General features: G+C 54.9%; 13 protein-coding genes and 1 other RNA gene. 7 read left to right on the forward strand and 7 right to left on the reverse strand.

Annotation, left to right across the window (positions count from 1 at the left end; genetic code table 11):
* From rnpB to garP, 5 genes are all read right to left on the reverse strand, one after another.
* An RNA gene (gene rnpB, locus KOSB73_RS27330) (RNase P RNA component class A) lies at positions 1–377 on the reverse strand.
* A gap of 32 nt (positions 378–409) precedes the next feature.
* Positions 410–1,555, reverse strand: a complete 1,146-nt coding sequence (garK, locus tag KOSB73_RS27335) for a glycerate 2-kinase (RefSeq protein WP_049087424.1) — start codon at positions 1,553–1,555, stop codon at positions 410–412.
* Positions 1,556–1,620: 65 nt separating this feature from the next.
* Entirely contained in the window at positions 1,621–2,511 is an 891-nt protein-coding gene (gene garR / locus KOSB73_RS27340) for a 2-hydroxy-3-oxopropionate reductase (protein WP_049089702.1), read from the reverse strand.
* 28 nt (positions 2,512–2,539) lie between these two features.
* On the reverse strand, positions 2,540–3,310 hold the full coding sequence (gene garL, locus KOSB73_RS27345; protein ID WP_024358723.1) for a 2-dehydro-3-deoxyglucarate aldolase: 771 nt from the start codon (positions 3,308–3,310) through the stop codon (positions 2,540–2,542).
* Between the two features lie 28 nt (positions 3,311–3,338).
* Positions 3,339–4,673, reverse strand: a complete 1,335-nt coding sequence (garP, locus tag KOSB73_RS27350) for a galactarate/glucarate/glycerate transporter GarP (RefSeq protein WP_004135890.1) — start codon at positions 4,671–4,673, stop codon at positions 3,339–3,341.
* A 392-nt stretch (positions 4,674–5,065) separates the two neighbouring features.
* On the opposite strand from garP, the gene garD reads away from it, so the two are divergent.
* Positions 5,066–6,637, forward strand: a complete 1,572-nt coding sequence (gene garD / locus KOSB73_RS27355) for a galactarate dehydratase (protein WP_098141325.1) — start codon at positions 5,066–5,068, stop codon at positions 6,635–6,637.
* A 50-nt stretch (positions 6,638–6,687) separates the two neighbouring features.
* Here the strand turns inward: garD and KOSB73_RS27360 are convergent, their stop codons facing one another.
* Together KOSB73_RS27360 and KOSB73_RS27365 are read right to left on the reverse strand one after the other, a co-directional pair.
* A complete protein-coding gene (locus KOSB73_RS27360; protein ID WP_004135886.1) occupies positions 6,688–7,635 on the reverse strand; it encodes a sugar kinase in 948 nt (315 codons plus the stop codon).
* 10 nt (positions 7,636–7,645) lie between these two features.
* A complete protein-coding gene (locus tag KOSB73_RS27365; protein ID WP_155553545.1) occupies positions 7,646–8,440 on the reverse strand; it encodes a DeoR/GlpR family DNA-binding transcription regulator in 795 nt (264 codons plus the stop codon).
* 352 nt (positions 8,441–8,792) lie between these two features.
* Here KOSB73_RS27365 and KOSB73_RS27370 point away from each other — a divergent pair, with 352 nt between their 5' ends.
* The 6 genes from KOSB73_RS27370 (at position 8,793) to gatA (ending at position 14,764) form a co-directional block, all read left to right on the forward strand.
* Positions 8,793–9,647, forward strand: coding sequence for a tagatose bisphosphate family class II aldolase (locus KOSB73_RS27370; RefSeq protein WP_024358725.1), 855 nt, complete (start codon positions 8,793–8,795; stop codon positions 9,645–9,647).
* Between the two features lie 24 nt (positions 9,648–9,671).
* Positions 9,672–10,586, forward strand: a complete 915-nt coding sequence (gene pfkB / locus KOSB73_RS27375; protein ID WP_024358726.1) for a 1-phosphofructokinase — start codon at positions 9,672–9,674, stop codon at positions 10,584–10,586.
* Positions 10,587–10,596: 10 nt separating this feature from the next.
* A complete protein-coding gene (locus KOSB73_RS27380; RefSeq protein ID WP_098141327.1) occupies positions 10,597–12,009 on the forward strand; it encodes a PTS fructose transporter subunit IIC in 1,413 nt (470 codons plus the stop codon).
* A gap of 10 nt (positions 12,010–12,019) precedes the next feature.
* The gene (locus KOSB73_RS27385; RefSeq protein WP_098141329.1) at positions 12,020–12,835 is read left to right on the forward strand and encodes an HPr family phosphocarrier protein; all 816 of its coding nucleotides are present in this window, start codon (positions 12,020–12,022) and stop codon (positions 12,833–12,835) included.
* Positions 12,836–13,011: 176 nt separating this feature from the next.
* Entirely contained in the window at positions 13,012–14,283 is a 1,272-nt protein-coding gene (gene gatZ / locus KOSB73_RS27390) for a tagatose-bisphosphate aldolase subunit GatZ (RefSeq protein ID WP_098141331.1), read from the forward strand.
* A 13-nt stretch (positions 14,284–14,296) separates the two neighbouring features.
* Positions 14,297–14,764 carry a PTS galactitol transporter subunit IIA gene (gene gatA, locus KOSB73_RS27395; RefSeq protein ID WP_004135877.1) on the forward strand — a complete coding sequence of 156 codons (468 nt, stop codon included), beginning with the start codon at positions 14,297–14,299 and terminating at the stop codon, positions 14,762–14,764.
* The last annotated feature ends 12 nt before the right edge of the window (positions 14,765–14,776 follow it).

The following is a 14,776-nucleotide window of genomic DNA, read 5'->3' on the forward strand; positions in this document are numbered from 1 at the left end:
AGGAAGCTGACCGTTAAGCCGGGTTCTGTCGTGGACAGTCATTCATCTAGGCCAGCAATCGCTCACTGGCTCAAGCAGCCTACCCGGGTTCAGTACGGGCCGTACCTTGTGAACCCCTATTTGGCCTTGCTCCGGGTGGAGTTTACCGTGCCGCGAACTGTTACCAGACGCGCGGTGCGCTCTTACCGCACCCTTTCACCCTTACCTGATCCCACTTGCGTGGGCCATCGGCGGTTTGCTCTCTGTTGCACTGGTCGTAGGCTTGCGCCTCCCAGGCGTTACCTGGCACCCTGCCCTATGGAGCCCGGACTTTCCTCCCCTCCGCCCGTCTCCCCCGAAGAGGACGACGACGAAGCGGCGACTGTCTGGTCAGCTTCGGCGCGAAGTATAGAGGGTTTGCCGGCGGTTGTCATCCTTCCGTCGCCATCCCGACCTGCAATGTCGCCGCAATATTACGCGACGCACGATAAATATTGTCCGCCGCGCCGCGAAACGCCTCTTCCAGCGTCGTTACGCTGGTCAGCACGCTAAATACCGCATCAATCCCATACTGATGAACCACGCCCACGTCGCGGGTCAGGCTGCCGGCGATACCAATCACCGGCTTATGGTACTTTTTCGCCACGCTCGCCACGCCAACCGGCACTTTACCGTTAATGCTCTGGCTATCCAGCCGGCCTTCGCCGGTCACCACCAGCGAGCAATCGAGAATATGCTCTTCCAGATTCAGCGCCTGGGTCACGATTTCAATCCCGCTGCGTAATTCAGCATTGAGAAACGCCATCAGCGCAGCGCCCATACCGCCCGCGGCGCCCGCGCCAGCAACCTGCTTCACATCGACATGCAGATCGGCCTTAATAACGTCCGCATAGTGCGCCAGGTTGCTGTCCAGCTCGCGGATCATCGCTTCGGTAGCCCCTTTCTGCGGGCCAAATATCCTTGATGCGCCGGTATCGCCGATCAGCGGATTGGTGACATCGCAGGCCACCCGAATGGCGCAATCATGCAGCCGCGCATCGAGGCCGGTGATATCTATCGAATTCAGACTACTCAGGCTACCGCCGCCGTGGCCGATCTCCGCGCCATTGGCATCGCAAAGACGCGCGCCCAGCGCCTGCACCATCCCCGCGCCCCCGTCGTTGGTGGCGCTGCCGCCAATGCCAATAATGATGTTTTTCGCTCCGTGATCCAGCGCGTGCAAAATCAGCTCGCCGGTACCGCGCGATGTCGTCAGTAGCGGATTACGCTGAGCGGGCGGCACCAGCCCCAGCCCGCTGGCCGCCGCCATTTCGATAAACGCGGTTTTGCCATCGCCGGAAAGCCCCCAGCAGGCATCCACCGGGACGCCCAGCGGCCCCGTCACGCAGGCGCTCATTTCGGTTCCCTGCGTCGCGGCAATCATCGCCTCAACGGTCCCCTCTCCGCCATCGGCGAGAGGAACCTTCACGTAGAGCGCATCGGGGAAAATTTCCCGAAAACCTTTTTCTATAGCCTGAGCAACCTCGGTGGCCGAGAGGCTTTCTTTATAAGAGTCTGGGGCGATTACGATTTTCATAGTTATGTAGCCTGACAGTGCCGCGCAAGGCAAGAATTACAGGGCGCGCATCCGCGCCCTTCTTGTTAGCGAGTGACTTCCACTTTCGCCAGTTTTTCGTAGTAACATGCAAGCGCGCTATGGTCGGCGGTACCCAAACCGTCGGCGCGCAGCGCCTGCATCATCTCCATCACCGCGGCGGTCAGCGGCAGCTGGGCGCCCACGCCGTGGGAGGTGTCCAGCGCATTCGCCAGATCTTTAATATGCAGATCGATACGGAAGCCCGGCTTGAAGTTGCGGTCCATTACCATTGGCGCTTTGGCATCCAGCACGGTGCTCCCGGCCAGCCCGCCGCGAATGGCCTGATACACCAGATCCGGGTTTACGCCCGCTTTGGTCGCCAGCGTCAGCGCTTCGGACATCGCCGCAATGTTCAGCGCCACGATCACCTGGTTGGCCAGCTTGGTCACGTTGCCCGCGCCGATCTCGCCGGTATGCACCACGGAACCCGCCATCGCTTTCAGCAGCTCGTAATATTTGTCGAAAATCGCTTTATCACCGCCCACCATCACCGACAGCGTACCGTCGATGGCCTTCGGTTCGCCGCCGCTGACCGGCGCATCCAGCATATCGACGCCTTTCGCTTTCAGCGCTTCGCTGATTTCGCGGCTCGCCAGCGGCGCAATGGAGCTCATATCGATAAGCACGGTGCCCGGCTTCGCGCCTTCGATAATGCCGCCTTCGCCCAGCGCCACTTCTTTCACATGCGGCGAGTTCGGCAGCATGGTGATGATCACATCGCATTGCTCGGCAATCGCTTGCGCTGACGCGGCGGTTTCTGCGCCTGCGGCAATCACTTCGGCAATCGCTTCCGGATTACGGTCAGCAACCACCAACGAGTAACCTGCCTTGAGGAGGTTTTTACTCATTGGTTTACCCATGATACCGAGGCCAATAAAACCAACTTTCATTGTCATGTCTTTATCTCTCTAGTTTCGGTGGTGGTTATTTCTTAAAGGAGTCAGCCAGTTTCTGCGTGGCAGAGCGGAATACGCCCAGGTCGCTGCCGACGGCGACAAAGGTCGCGCCCCATTCCAGATAGCGGCGCGCGTCGGCTTCAACCGGCGCCAGAATACCGCTCGGCTTACCGTGCTTCTTCGCGCTGGCAAAAATGTGCTGAATCGCTTTCTGCACTTCCGGATGGGAAGCATTGCCCAGATGGCCCAGCGCAGCGGCCAGATCGCTTGGGCCGACAAAAATACCGTCCACGCCCGGCGTGGCGGCTATCGCATCAACGTTATCCACGCCCTGCTGGCTCTCGATTTGCACGAGAATGGTGATATTTTTGTTCGACTGCGCGAAGTAATCCGGCACGGTGCCAAACATATTGGCGCGGTGCGATACAGATACGCCGCGAATGCCTTCAGGCGGATAGCGGGTTGAGGCGACGGCGTTAACCGCCTGCTCTTCCGTTTCGACAAACGGAATCAGGAAGTTATAAAAACCGATATCCAGCAGACGCTTAATGATCACCGGCTCATTGGTCGGTACGCGGACGACCGGCGCGCTGGCGCTGCCTTTCAGCGCCATCAGTTGCGGGATAAAGGTGGAGATATCGTTCGGCGCATGTTCGCCGTCCAGTACCAGCCAGTCGAAACCTGCCAGACCTAAAACTTCGGTGCTAATTGGGCTCGCCAGCGCGGACCAGCAGCCAATCTGAACCTGATGCGCCGCCAGGGCCGCCTTAAATTTGTTCGGGAAGATATCGTTATTCATCACTTATACCTTGTCACTTAACCGTTAATTATTTCTGCAGTTCCATACGTTTGATGTCGCCGACCACAAACAGATAGCAAACCATCGCCATCAGGGCCGAGCATCCGACGAAGACCAGCGCTGCGTTGAATGAGTGCAGCTCGCTCACCAGGTAACCGATAACCAGCGGGGTTACGATGGAAGCGACGTTACCAAATACGTTAAAGACGCCGCCGCACAGGCCGACAATCTCTTTCGGCGCGGTATCGGAAATCACCGGCCAGCCCAGCGCGCCGAACCCTTTACCGAAGAAAGCCAGCGCCATCAGGGTCACCACCAGCGCGGTGTTATCGGTGTAGTTACACAGAATGATGGTGGACGCCAGCAGCATTCCGAGGACGATCGGCAGTTTACGCGCCACGGTGATGGAAAAACCGCGTTTAATCAGATAGTCAGAGAACACGCCGCCCAGCACGCCGCCGGCAAAACCGCACAGCGCCGGAATCGATGCGACCAGACCCACTTTCAGAATCGACATACCCTTTTCCTGCACCAGATAAATCGGGAACCAGGTGAGGAAGAACCAGGTAATGGTATTGATAAAATATTGACCGAAGAATACGCCCAGCATCATGCGGTTGGTCAGCAGCTGCTTGATATAGTGAAGCTTCGGGCCGCTGGCCGCCGCGCTGCCGGGCTTTTTATGGTCCATATCAACCACTGCGCCATTCTCGGAGATAAACTTCAGCTCCTCTTGCGTCATGCGCGGATGGTCGGTGGGATTATGGATCAGTTTTATCCACAGGCCGGTCAGCACAAAACCAATCACACCCATCACGGTGAAAACGTGCTCCCAGCCCCAGGCGAAGGTCAGCCAGCCCAGCAGCGGCGAGAACAGCGCCAGGGAGAAATATTGTGCGGAGTTAAAGATCGCCGATGCGGTGCCGCGCTCTTTCGTCGGAAACCAGGCCGCGACGATACGGGCGTTTGCCGGGAAAGAAGGCGCTTCTGAAAAGCCCAGCATAAAGCGCATAAAAAACATTGAGATGCCCGCCCACGCCAGCGGAAACATATCCACAAAGCCTTGCAGGAAGGTGAACAGCGACCAGAAGAACAGGCTGTAAGAGTAGACCTTTTTCGATCCAAATTTATCGAGCAGCCAGCCGCCGGGGATCTGCATCAGCAGGTAGGCCCAGCCGAAAGCGGAGAAAATATAGCCCATTGATACCGCGCTCAGCTGCAGCTCTTTCGCCACCTCTGTACCGGCGATCGACAGCGTCGCCCGGTCGGCATAGTTAACGGCGGTAACAATGAAAATGATCAACAGAATTAAATATCGGGTTGGCACTTCCTTTTTCTGTTCTATCGTTGCATCCAGACTCATTTAATATTCCTCAGGTACAACACACCTTCCATTATTTATTTTGGTGTGACTCTTCATTATTCAGAAATCAATATCATAAGGTATCGATTTACTTATCCGGCGCATTGCAAGCATGACTCAGTATAATCAGCTTACGAGCGTTAAACACTGTGCACATAACCTGTAAATGGCGTTTAATTATCGTTATTGTTGTGCAAATGCAGTAATGAGTGGGCGCTGATCCACAGTTCCAGCGATTTCCCACTTTAGCGAATTGGCGCTCACAGCAATGGGTGATATAGATCACATTTTCAGATTCAAACACCTGACATTCTCTATTTCACAAATCTGCACATCAGAAATTGAATAAACGTTTTATTTATTATTCGCACCTTGCTGGAGAATACTGGACAATGGCTGACATTGAAATTAAACAAGAATCGCCAACGGCGTTTTATATAAAAGTACACGAAACGGATAACGTGGCGATTATTGTTAACGATCGAGGTTTAACGGCCGGAACGCGTTTTCCTGACGGGCTCACGCTGGTTGAACATATCCCGCAAGGCCATAAAGTCGCGCTGGTCGATATTCCTGTACACGGTGAAATCATCCGCTATGGCGAAGTGATTGGCTACGCGGTACGCGATATCCCGCAGGGCAGCTGGATTGACGAATCGCTGGTCGAACTGCCGAAAGCGCCGCCGCTGCATACTTTGCCGCTGGCGACCAAAGTCCCGGCGCCGCTGCCGCCGCTGGAAGGCTATACCTTCGAAGGCTATCGCAACGCCGACGGGAGCGTGGGCACCAAAAACCTGCTCGGCATTAGCACCAGCGTGCACTGCGTGGCGGGCGTCGTCGATTACGTGGTGAAAATAATCGAACGCGATCTGCTGCCGAAGTATCCCAACGTCGATGGCGTCGTGGGTCTGAACCACCTGTATGGCTGCGGCGTGGCGATTAACGCCCCGGCGGCGGTCGTGCCCATCCGCACCATTCACAACCTGGCGCTTAATCCAAACTTCGGCGGCGAAGTGATGGTCATTGGCCTCGGCTGCGAAAAACTGCAGCCGGAGCGCCTGCTGGAAGGCACCGATGATGTGAAAGGCATCCCGGTGGATAGCGCCAGCATCGTCAGCCTGCAGGATGAGAAGCACGTCGGTTTTAAATCAATGGTGGATGACATTTTGCAGGTCGCCGAGCGCCATCTGGAGAAACTGAACCAGCGCCAGCGTGAAACCTGCCCTGCCTCCGAGCTGGTTGTCGGTATGCAGTGCGGCGGCAGCGATGCGTTTTCTGGCGTCACCGCCAACCCGGCGGTGGGCTACGCGTCCGATCTGCTGGTGCGCTGCGGAGCGACGGTGATGTTTTCCGAAGTCACCGAGGTGCGCGATGCGATCCATCTTCTGACGCCGCGCGCCATCAACGAGGAAGTCGGTAAACGCCTGCTGGAGGAGATGGCCTGGTATGATAACTATCTCGATATGGGCAAAACCGACCGCAGCGCCAACCCCTCCCCGGGCAACAAGAAAGGCGGCCTGGCGAACGTTGTAGAGAAAGCGCTGGGCTCTATCGCCAAGTCCGGGAAGAGCGCGATTGCCGAAGTACTCTCTCCGGGGCAACGCCCAACCAAACGCGGTCTGATTTACGCCGCGACGCCGGCGAGCGACTTTGTCTGCGGTACTCAGCAGGTGGCGTCCGGGATCACCGTGCAGGTGTTTACTACCGGTCGCGGTACGCCGTATGGCCTGGTCGCCGTGCCGGTGATTAAAATGGCGACGCGTACCGAGCTGGCAAACCGCTGGTACGACTTAATGGATATCAACGCGGGAACCATCGCCACCGGCGAAGAAACCATCGAAGAGGTAGGGCTGAAGCTGTTTGAGTTTATTCTTGATGTCGCCAGCGGCCGCAAGAAAACCTTCTCGGATCAATGGGGATTGCACAATCAGCTGGCGGTGTTTAACCCGGCGCCGGTGACCTGATCGAATCAGCGATTTATCCCGCTCGTGATGCTTCGGGCGGGATACCTCCGCTATTGATGCGCGTTAAGAAAGGCCTCTATCTGCGCCTTCGTGGAAGTTCCCTCCATCGGGCCACGGCGGGAAATCGCCAGAGAGCCGCTGGCATTAGCCCATCTCAGTGCCTCCTGCGGCGATGCGCCGGACAGGAACAGGCTGACAAAGGTCGCGCCGAAGCAGTCGCCAGCTCCCGTTGGATCCACAACCGGGACATGAAACCCGGTAACATGATGCGTTTCCCGGGCGCTGAAATAGCTCGCTCCGCGCGGGCCGCGTTTAATCACCACGTGCTTTACGCCGCGCTTTAAAAGCTTATCCACCAGCACCTGTTCATCGCGCCCCGGGTTGAGGCCAAAGTAATCCAGTTCGCCGTCGCTTGGCAGGAAGATATCGGTATAATCAAGAATATATTCAAAGGCCTGCGACATTTCCGGGATATTGAGCATCTCTTTACGGATATTGGGATCGAACGAAACCGTGCCGTCGCGCGCTTTAATATTTTCAATCGCTTTACGCATCGCGTCGATCATGCGAAACGAAAACAGCGAAGAGCCCATAATGTGGAAATGGTTGCACTGGTTAAGCAGGCGGTCATCGATATGGTCGGCGGTTAGCAGACCACAGGCGCTGTTTGGCATATTGAAAATAAAATCGCGCTGCGCCTGGCTGCGGTAGCTCACAAAAGCGCTGCCTGTAGTCGCCTTTTGCAGCATCGCGATCCCGTTAACGTTGACGCCATCGCTTTCCAGCCGCGCAATATTCATTTCCCCAAAAGCATCGTTGCCGACGCAGCTGAAAAGCACCGAACCTAGCCCCAGCTTCGCCACCTGATCGGCGAAAATTGCTGGCGCGCCGCTGGGATATGGCCCCCAAAACTCTCCCGGACGAGAAAAACCCTGGCTCTCTTCTTTTGCCAGAAACTCCACCAGTAGTTCGCCAATGGTGCAAATGGTCACGTTCATCATCGCTCCTTTACTTTGCCTTTTGCAAAGCAGGGTTGAGCCATGTCAGGCACTCGTTATTGGTATAGCTATTCGTCAGTCCGGCAGCAAGAAGGCGGGCGTGATACTCCGCGGCAACCACCTGCGGCGTAACGATGCCGCTAAGTTGCTGCAACTCGCCAATCGCGTAACGCTTATCGCCATAGACCGGACGATGTGCGGCTACCGCGATCACCCTCTCGCTTTGCGACACCGCTTCGCTCAACAGGCGGGCGCTGGCTTCCTGCCTGACGCTTAAAGTGCCATCCTCAGCAATATGATCGACAGCTATCAGCGCTCGCGAGGGGCGATAATGACCCAGCGCGCTTAACGCCAGATCGCCTTCGACTATTTTGCCGCTGCTCCCTAGTACGCCGCCGAGTAGCACGGTTTCGCCATTCAGAAACTCCTGCGCCAGCGGCACATGCGCCAGGTCGTTCAACAGTAGACAGAGCTCGTCATAACCGGCAAGGAAGGGGATCACTTTACGTAATATCGAGCCCTGACCCAGGAATAGCGTTTCACTATCTTCGATCTGCGCGGCGATCTGGCGAGCCATTTCGGTCTCCAGCGCTTTATCGGTGACAACCGGCGCCTCCTGAACCAGGGCAACCGGCGTCCCTGCCTGGGAAGTGTATATTGCGCCGCCAAAAGAGCGCTTCAGGTAGCCCTGCTGTTCAAGGTAGTTAAGATCGTTACGAATCGTTACCCCGGAAACAGCCAGCATTTCAGCCAGATCGTCGACTTTGATCTCTCCGTTCTTACGCACGATCTCCGCGATGTCCAGGCGCCTTTTCAGCAGACTTGTTGACGGTTTTGCCACAGTGTTGTGCCTTCTTATTTTCTCCCAGAATAACTTTCATTTTTAAATTTCCCCGCCACATTGTCAAACGTAAGGCCGTCCATATGGGTTTGATACCAAATTAAAATCATTTAATTCAGAAACTTACAATCAACCTCACTTCTTAATATAATTTTAAAAAAGAAAACAAACAAGACAGAATAACTTTCATTTATAAAAAAATATCGCTGATGTGTGCGGTTGATCACAACAAAAACGCGGGTCGATCGCTACATTACTTTCAAAACGAAGGTTATATACGAAAACAAACTTACAATATAAAAGTAAAGGAGTAAGAATGTTCATTATCTCCAGTAAAAATATGCTGTTGAAAGCTCAACGCCTCGGCTATGCCGTTCCTGCCTTTAATATCCACAACCTGGAAACGATGCAGGTGGTGGTAGAGACGGCTGCCGAGCTGCGTTCTCCCCTGATTCTTGCCGGCACCCCGGGAACTTACAGCTATGCAGGAACCGGTAACGTAGTAGCGATCGCTCGCGATCTGGCTAAGATCTGGGATCTTCCTTTAGCAGTCCACCTCGATCACCATGAAGATCTGGCCGATATCACGCGCAAAGTACAAGCCGGTATCCGCTCGGTCATGATCGACGGATCGCATTCGCCTTTTGAAGAAAACGTCGCGTTAGTCAAGAGTGTGGTTGAACTGAGCCACCGCTATGATGCCAGCGTCGAAGCCGAGCTTGGCCGCCTGGGCGGTGTGGAAGATGATTTGGTGGTTGATGCAAAAGATGCGCTGTATACCAACCCGGAACAGGCGCGCGAATTTGTCGCCCGCACCGGCATCGACTCCCTGGCGGTGGCTATCGGTACAGCGCACGGCTTGTACGCTGCGGAACCTAAACTCGATTTTGACCGCCTTGCCGCCATTCGCGATCGCGTTGACGTTCCTCTGGTTCTTCATGGCGCGTCAGGCCTGCCCGATAGCGACATCCGTCGGGCAATTTCGCTGGGCGTGTGCAAGGTCAACGTCGCCACCGAACTGAAAATCGCTTTCTCCGATGCCCTGAAGCACTATTTCGAGGAAAATCCGGACGCTAACGATCCGCGTCATTACATGAAACCGGCCAAAGCGGCGATGAAGGATGTCGTACGCAAAGTCATTCACGTTTGCGGCTGTGAAGGACAACTGTAATTTTCGGATCGAAGGAGCAATGTCGTGATCCATACCCTGACACTCAATACGGCAATCGATATGAATATCTTTTGCGATCCGCTGAAGCCGTCGGCAGTGAACCGAACCCGACACACGGAATATTGCCCAAATGGTAAAGGAGTGAACGTATCGCTGATATTAAATCATTATCAGCAGCCCACTCACATTATAGGTATTTTCGGTGGTTTCACTGGCCGTTATATTGTGGAAGAGTTACGTCAGAAAAAAATTAAAGTGACGCCGGCATGGGTCTCTGAGCCAACCAGAATTAATATTTTTATTAATGACGGCGCTGAGGAATATAAGCTCGTTAATCCTGGAGCAAAAATTGATGATGAGTGTAAACAGCAGGTTATGCATCATCTGCAATGCGTCGCCTCTGGTGATTATTTAGCGATCAGCGGCAGCCTGCCCCCGGGGATTGAAAGCCGATTGTATGCTGAAATTATTGAATTATGCCAGCAGAAAGGCTGTGAAGTTATCCTCGATATCAGCCATCCGGTCCTGCGCCAGCTGCTTGAATTACGGCCTTTGTTGATCAAACCCAACGATGACGAGCTGCGGGAAATCTTTGGTCTCGACGTCAGCAACCACCAGCAGGTACGCGAGGCAATGCGAACCCTGCATCAGCTGGGCGCTCGCAACGTGCTGCTGACGATGGGGGCGGAAGGACTCTACTTTTCTGATGGCGAAGGCGTGTGGTTTTGCTCCGCACCGAAAATTGCGCTGGTCAGCTCCGCCTGCGCCGGTGATGCCGCCCTGGGCGCTTTTCTTAGTAAATGGCTTAATAAAGAAGATGTTGCTCACGCCCTGGCACTAGCCAGTGCGACCGGCGCCGACGTCGCCGGCTCCGCCGGATTAGGAAAATTACAACGCACAGAAGAATTATTACAGCAAATTCAGGTCGTCCAATTATAAAGGTCCGATTATGAAAAAAATCATTGCAGTTACCGGTTGCCCTACGGGTATTGCGCATACTTTTATGGCTGAAGAGGCCTTAAAAACCGCAGCAAAGAAATTAAATCTTGAAATTAAAGTCGAAACCAACGGCGCCTCAGGTGTTGAAAATGCGATTACGCCCGCGGATTTAAAAGATATTTATGGTGTTATTATTGCCGCTGATAAAGACGTTAACGCCGAGCGATTTAATGGTCTGCCGGTCATTGAAGTTCCGGTTAAAGAAGCCATTCACCATCCGGCCGACTTAATTAATAAAGTTATCAGCGGCCAGGCGGCGCGTCGTCAGGGTATTTCTGCCTCCGACGATTCAACGGAGAAATACGAGCGGGAGTCTTTCGGGCGCCAGGTATATAAGCACCTGATGAGCGGCGTCTCTAACATGCTGCCGTTTGTTGTCGCCGGAGGGATTTTGATTGCCATCTCCTTCCTGTGGGGCATCTACTCCGCCGATCCAAACTCGCCGCAATATAACGTTATCGCCGCCACGCTAATGAAAGTGGGTCAACAGGCCTTCTCAATCATGGTGCCGATTTTCACCGCTTATATTGCCTGGTCTATTTCCGGGCGTCCCGGTATGGTCGCGGGCTTTGTCGGTGGGCTATTAGCCAACGCAACCGGCGCAGGCTTTCTCGGCGGGATTATCGCCGGTTTCGCCGCCGGTTATTTTATGCTGCTGATCCGCAATATGCTCAACGGCCTGCCGCGCCAGTATGAAGGGCTGAAATCGATCTTCATTATGCCGCTCGTTGGCGTACTGGTGATTGGCGTGATGATGGTGCTGCTGGGTCAACCCGTCGCCGCTATCAACAACGCGATGATGAACTGGCTGAGCTCATTGCAGGAAGCAAACCCAATTCTGCTGGGTATTGTGGTAGGCGCGATGTGCTCCTTCGACTTTGGCGGCCCGGTGAATAAAGCCGCCTACGTCACCGGTACGCTGCTGCTTGGCCAGGGTAACTACTTCTTTATGGCCGGGGTTTCCGCCGCCTGCATCACGCCGCCGCTGGTTATCGCGCTGGCGACTACCTTCTTCCCGAAAGGCTTCAGTGAAGAAGAGCGCGCCGCCGGAATGGTTAACTATATCCTCGGCTGTACCCATATTACTGAAGGCGCTATTCCGTTCGCCGCGAAAGATCCTTTACGCGTCATCCCTATGATGATGATCGCCTCTTCCATCTCTGCGGTTCTCAGCTATAGCCTGCAAATCCAGGTTCCTGCTCCGCACGGCGGCTTCCTGATCCTGCCGCTGGTAAGCAAACCGCTGATGTGGGTACTGTGTATTCTCGCCGGTTCCGCCTGCGGCGCGGTCATGCTGGGATGCTGGAGGCTATGGCAAAAACGGAACCAGGAAGCGACAACGCTTGCCGGTGCCATTAAATAAGGAGCTATTTATGCAACTGAGTTGCGCAGATATCCATTTCGATCGCGAGATTAAAACGAAAGATGAAGCGCTGCAACGCGTCGTTGGCAGATTAACCGAAGCCGGGCATACCACGGCCGCTTATCTGAACGGTATGCGCGATCGCGAAGGGCAAATCAGCACGTACCTTGGCAACGGTATCGCCATTCCTCACGGCACGCCGCAGAGTCGCGATGCGGTACTGAAAACCGGAGTGAAAGTGCTGGCCTGCCCGCAGGGGGTAGATTGGGGAGAGCAACAAAGGGCTTATCTGATTGTGGGTATCGCCGCACAGGATAGCGAACACCTCGATATTCTACGCCAGCTTACCCATGCCATGAGCGACGAGCGCGTGCCTGAAGCGCTCTCGCGCGCCGAGAGTCCGCAGGCGGTGCTGGAGATTCTGGCCGGAAATATCTTTCCTGCCGAAGGGGAAGATATGGAACCGCCTCCGGTGTTCGATGAAGAGGCGACGTTTACCCTCCGCAATCCCCACGGACTGCACGCGCGGCCAAGCGCGGTCCTGGTGAAAGCGGTGAAGCAGTGGCGATCGCAAATTCGGGTGGAAAATCTCGACACCCGTTCCGCTATTGTTGACGCCAAAAATCTGATGCGGGTCGTTTCTCTCGGCGCAAAGCAGGGGCATCGGCTGCATTTTATGGCCAGCGGGGAAGATGCCCATCAGGCGCTGGAGGCTATCGGTACGGCCTTTAATGCCGGATTAGGCGAAATTGCCGCACAGCCGCAGCGGGTCGTTCAGCCAGCAGAAAAGCCTAAACGGAGCTGGCTTTCACGAATATTTAGTTAAATTTCAATAAATTAAAAACGCTCTGCCGTTATCGCCAGAGCGTTTTTTTATCTTTAATTTTCGAAACATTACGTTTTATCTTTCTTTTTTTCGAGATTGATCACAAATCAAAACAAAGGAGTTTGCGAGCAAAACAAAACATAACGAATATATTCGAAAGAAAACGGAGGATTGAAATGAAAGATATTATTTCCCGCCACAAAGCTGGCGAACACATCGGCATCTGCTCAGTTTGTTCCGCGCATCCGCTGGTTATCGAAGCCGCGCTACGTTTCGATCTGCATACCAACAACAAGGTTCTTATCGAAGCAACCTCTAATCAGGTTAACCAGTTTGGCGGCTACACCGGAATGCAGCCTGCGGACTTTCGTGATTTCGTGAATAAAATTGCCCGCGAAGTCGGTTTCCCGTCAGAGCGTATTATTCTCGGCGGCGACCATCTCGGGCCGAACTGCTGGCAGGGCGAACCCGCCGCCGAAGCGATGGAGAAATCGGTCGATCTGATTAAAGCCTATGTCGCCGCGGGCTTCAACAAAATCCATCTCGATGCCTCCATGTCCTGCGCTGACGATCCGGTACCGCTGGACCCGGCCATCGTCGCCGAACGTGCCGCTCGCCTGTGCCAGGCCGCGGAAGAGACGGCAACCGACGAACAGAAACGCCATCTGACCTATGTCATCGGCACCGAGGTTCCGGTTCCCGGCGGCGAAGCCAGCACCATCGGCAGCGTCCACGTGACCCGCGCCCAGGATGCGGCGGCAACGCTGGAAACCCATGAAGCCGCCTTCCACAAACTGGGTCTTAACGCAGCGCTGGAGCGCGTCATTGCTATCGTGGTGCAGCCCGGCGTTGAGTTCGACCATACGCAAATTATTCATTACCAGCCGGAGGCCGCCAAAGCGCTCTCCGCGTGGATCGAAGGCACGCCGATGGTCTACGAAGCGCACTCAACTGATTACCAGTCTCGTCAGGCCTACCGGGCACTGGTGCGCGACCATTACGCCATCCTGAAAGTGGGCCCGGCGCTGACCTTCGCGCTGCGTGAAGCCATTTTTGCCCTCGCGCAAATGGAAAATGAGCTGGTCGCTCCGGAGTCCCGCAGCCGCGTAATGGAAGTGATTGATGAAGTGATGCTTAACGAGCCGGGCTACTGGAAAAAGTACTACCGCCCGACCTGGAGCCAGGCAATGGTGGATATTCACTTCAGCCTGTCCGACCGCATTCGCTACTACTGGCCGCATCCACGTATTCGCCAGAGCGTGGAAAAGTTAATTGCAAACCTGACCGAAACTAAGCTACCGCTGGGCCTTATCAGCCAGTATATGCCCGTGCAGTTTGAACGACTGTCGTTAAACGAACTTGCCGCCGTGCCGCACGACCTCATCCTCGACAAGATTCAGGATGTGCTGCGAGCTTACCGTTACGGCTGTTCATCTGAAATCGCCTGAGTAAAGAGGATTTATGAGTCAATTGTTTGTTCGTACCGGCATTCATTTTAGCTCCAGCCAGCAGGCGTTGGAGCATATTGGCGAAGAGATGCTGGCGCGCGGCGTCGTGCACGATAGCTACCCACTGGCGCTGCTCGAACGAGAAGCAACTTTCCCAACCGGCATTGCGCTGGAGCAGCACGCGGTCGCTATTCCCCACTGCGAGGCAGTACATGCAAAGTCTCCGGCTATCTATCTGATTCGCCCGGACAATCCGGTCCCTTTTCAACGCGCTGACGACGACGGAGAAATCGACGTTTCGTTAATCATCGCGCTGATTGTAGAAAATCCGACCGCACAGCTGCAGCTGCTGCGCCGGTTATTTAGTGAGCTACAGAATCCGACCACGCTTGAAGCATTATTGGCTGCCTCGCAAGAGCAGCTGCCCGAGCTGTTTCGGCACTCTATCCTTGAGTCAGAACCCAGCGTTCAGGCTTTATAACAGACTGATAAT

It is taken from the genome of Klebsiella grimontii (assembly GCF_900200035.1).
GTDB classification, from domain to species: Bacteria; Pseudomonadota; Gammaproteobacteria; order Enterobacterales; family Enterobacteriaceae; genus Klebsiella; species Klebsiella grimontii.

What these genes read in the sequence shown, in the direction of transcription:
- KOSB73_RS27360 (WP_004135886.1), bottom strand. Translation starts at nt 7,635, where the DNA reads ATGAACGTGACCATTTGCACCATTGGCGAACTACTGGTGGAGTTTCTG.
- garP (WP_004135890.1), bottom strand. Translation starts at nt 4,673, where the DNA reads ATGAGTCTGGATGCAACGATAGAACAGAAAAAGGAAGTGCCAACCCGA.
- garL (WP_024358723.1), bottom strand. Translation starts at nt 3,310, where the DNA reads ATGAATAACGATATCTTCCCGAACAAATTTAAGGCGGCCCTGGCGGCG.
- garD (WP_098141325.1), top strand. Translation starts at nt 5,066, where the DNA reads ATGGCTGACATTGAAATTAAACAAGAATCGCCAACGGCGTTTTATATA.
- KOSB73_RS27370 (WP_024358725.1), top strand. Translation starts at nt 8,793, where the DNA reads ATGTTCATTATCTCCAGTAAAAATATGCTGTTGAAAGCTCAACGCCTC.
- garK (WP_049087424.1), bottom strand. Translation starts at nt 1,555, where the DNA reads ATGAAAATCGTAATCGCCCCAGACTCTTATAAAGAAAGCCTCTCGGCC.
- KOSB73_RS27385 (WP_098141329.1), top strand. Translation starts at nt 12,020, where the DNA reads ATGCAACTGAGTTGCGCAGATATCCATTTCGATCGCGAGATTAAAACG.
- gatZ (WP_098141331.1), top strand. Translation starts at nt 13,012, where the DNA reads ATGAAAGATATTATTTCCCGCCACAAAGCTGGCGAACACATCGGCATC.
- garR (WP_049089702.1), bottom strand. Translation starts at nt 2,511, where the DNA reads ATGACAATGAAAGTTGGTTTTATTGGCCTCGGTATCATGGGTAAACCA.
- KOSB73_RS27380 (WP_098141327.1), top strand. Translation starts at nt 10,597, where the DNA reads ATGAAAAAAATCATTGCAGTTACCGGTTGCCCTACGGGTATTGCGCAT.
- gatA (WP_004135877.1), top strand. Translation starts at nt 14,297, where the DNA reads ATGAGTCAATTGTTTGTTCGTACCGGCATTCATTTTAGCTCCAGCCAG.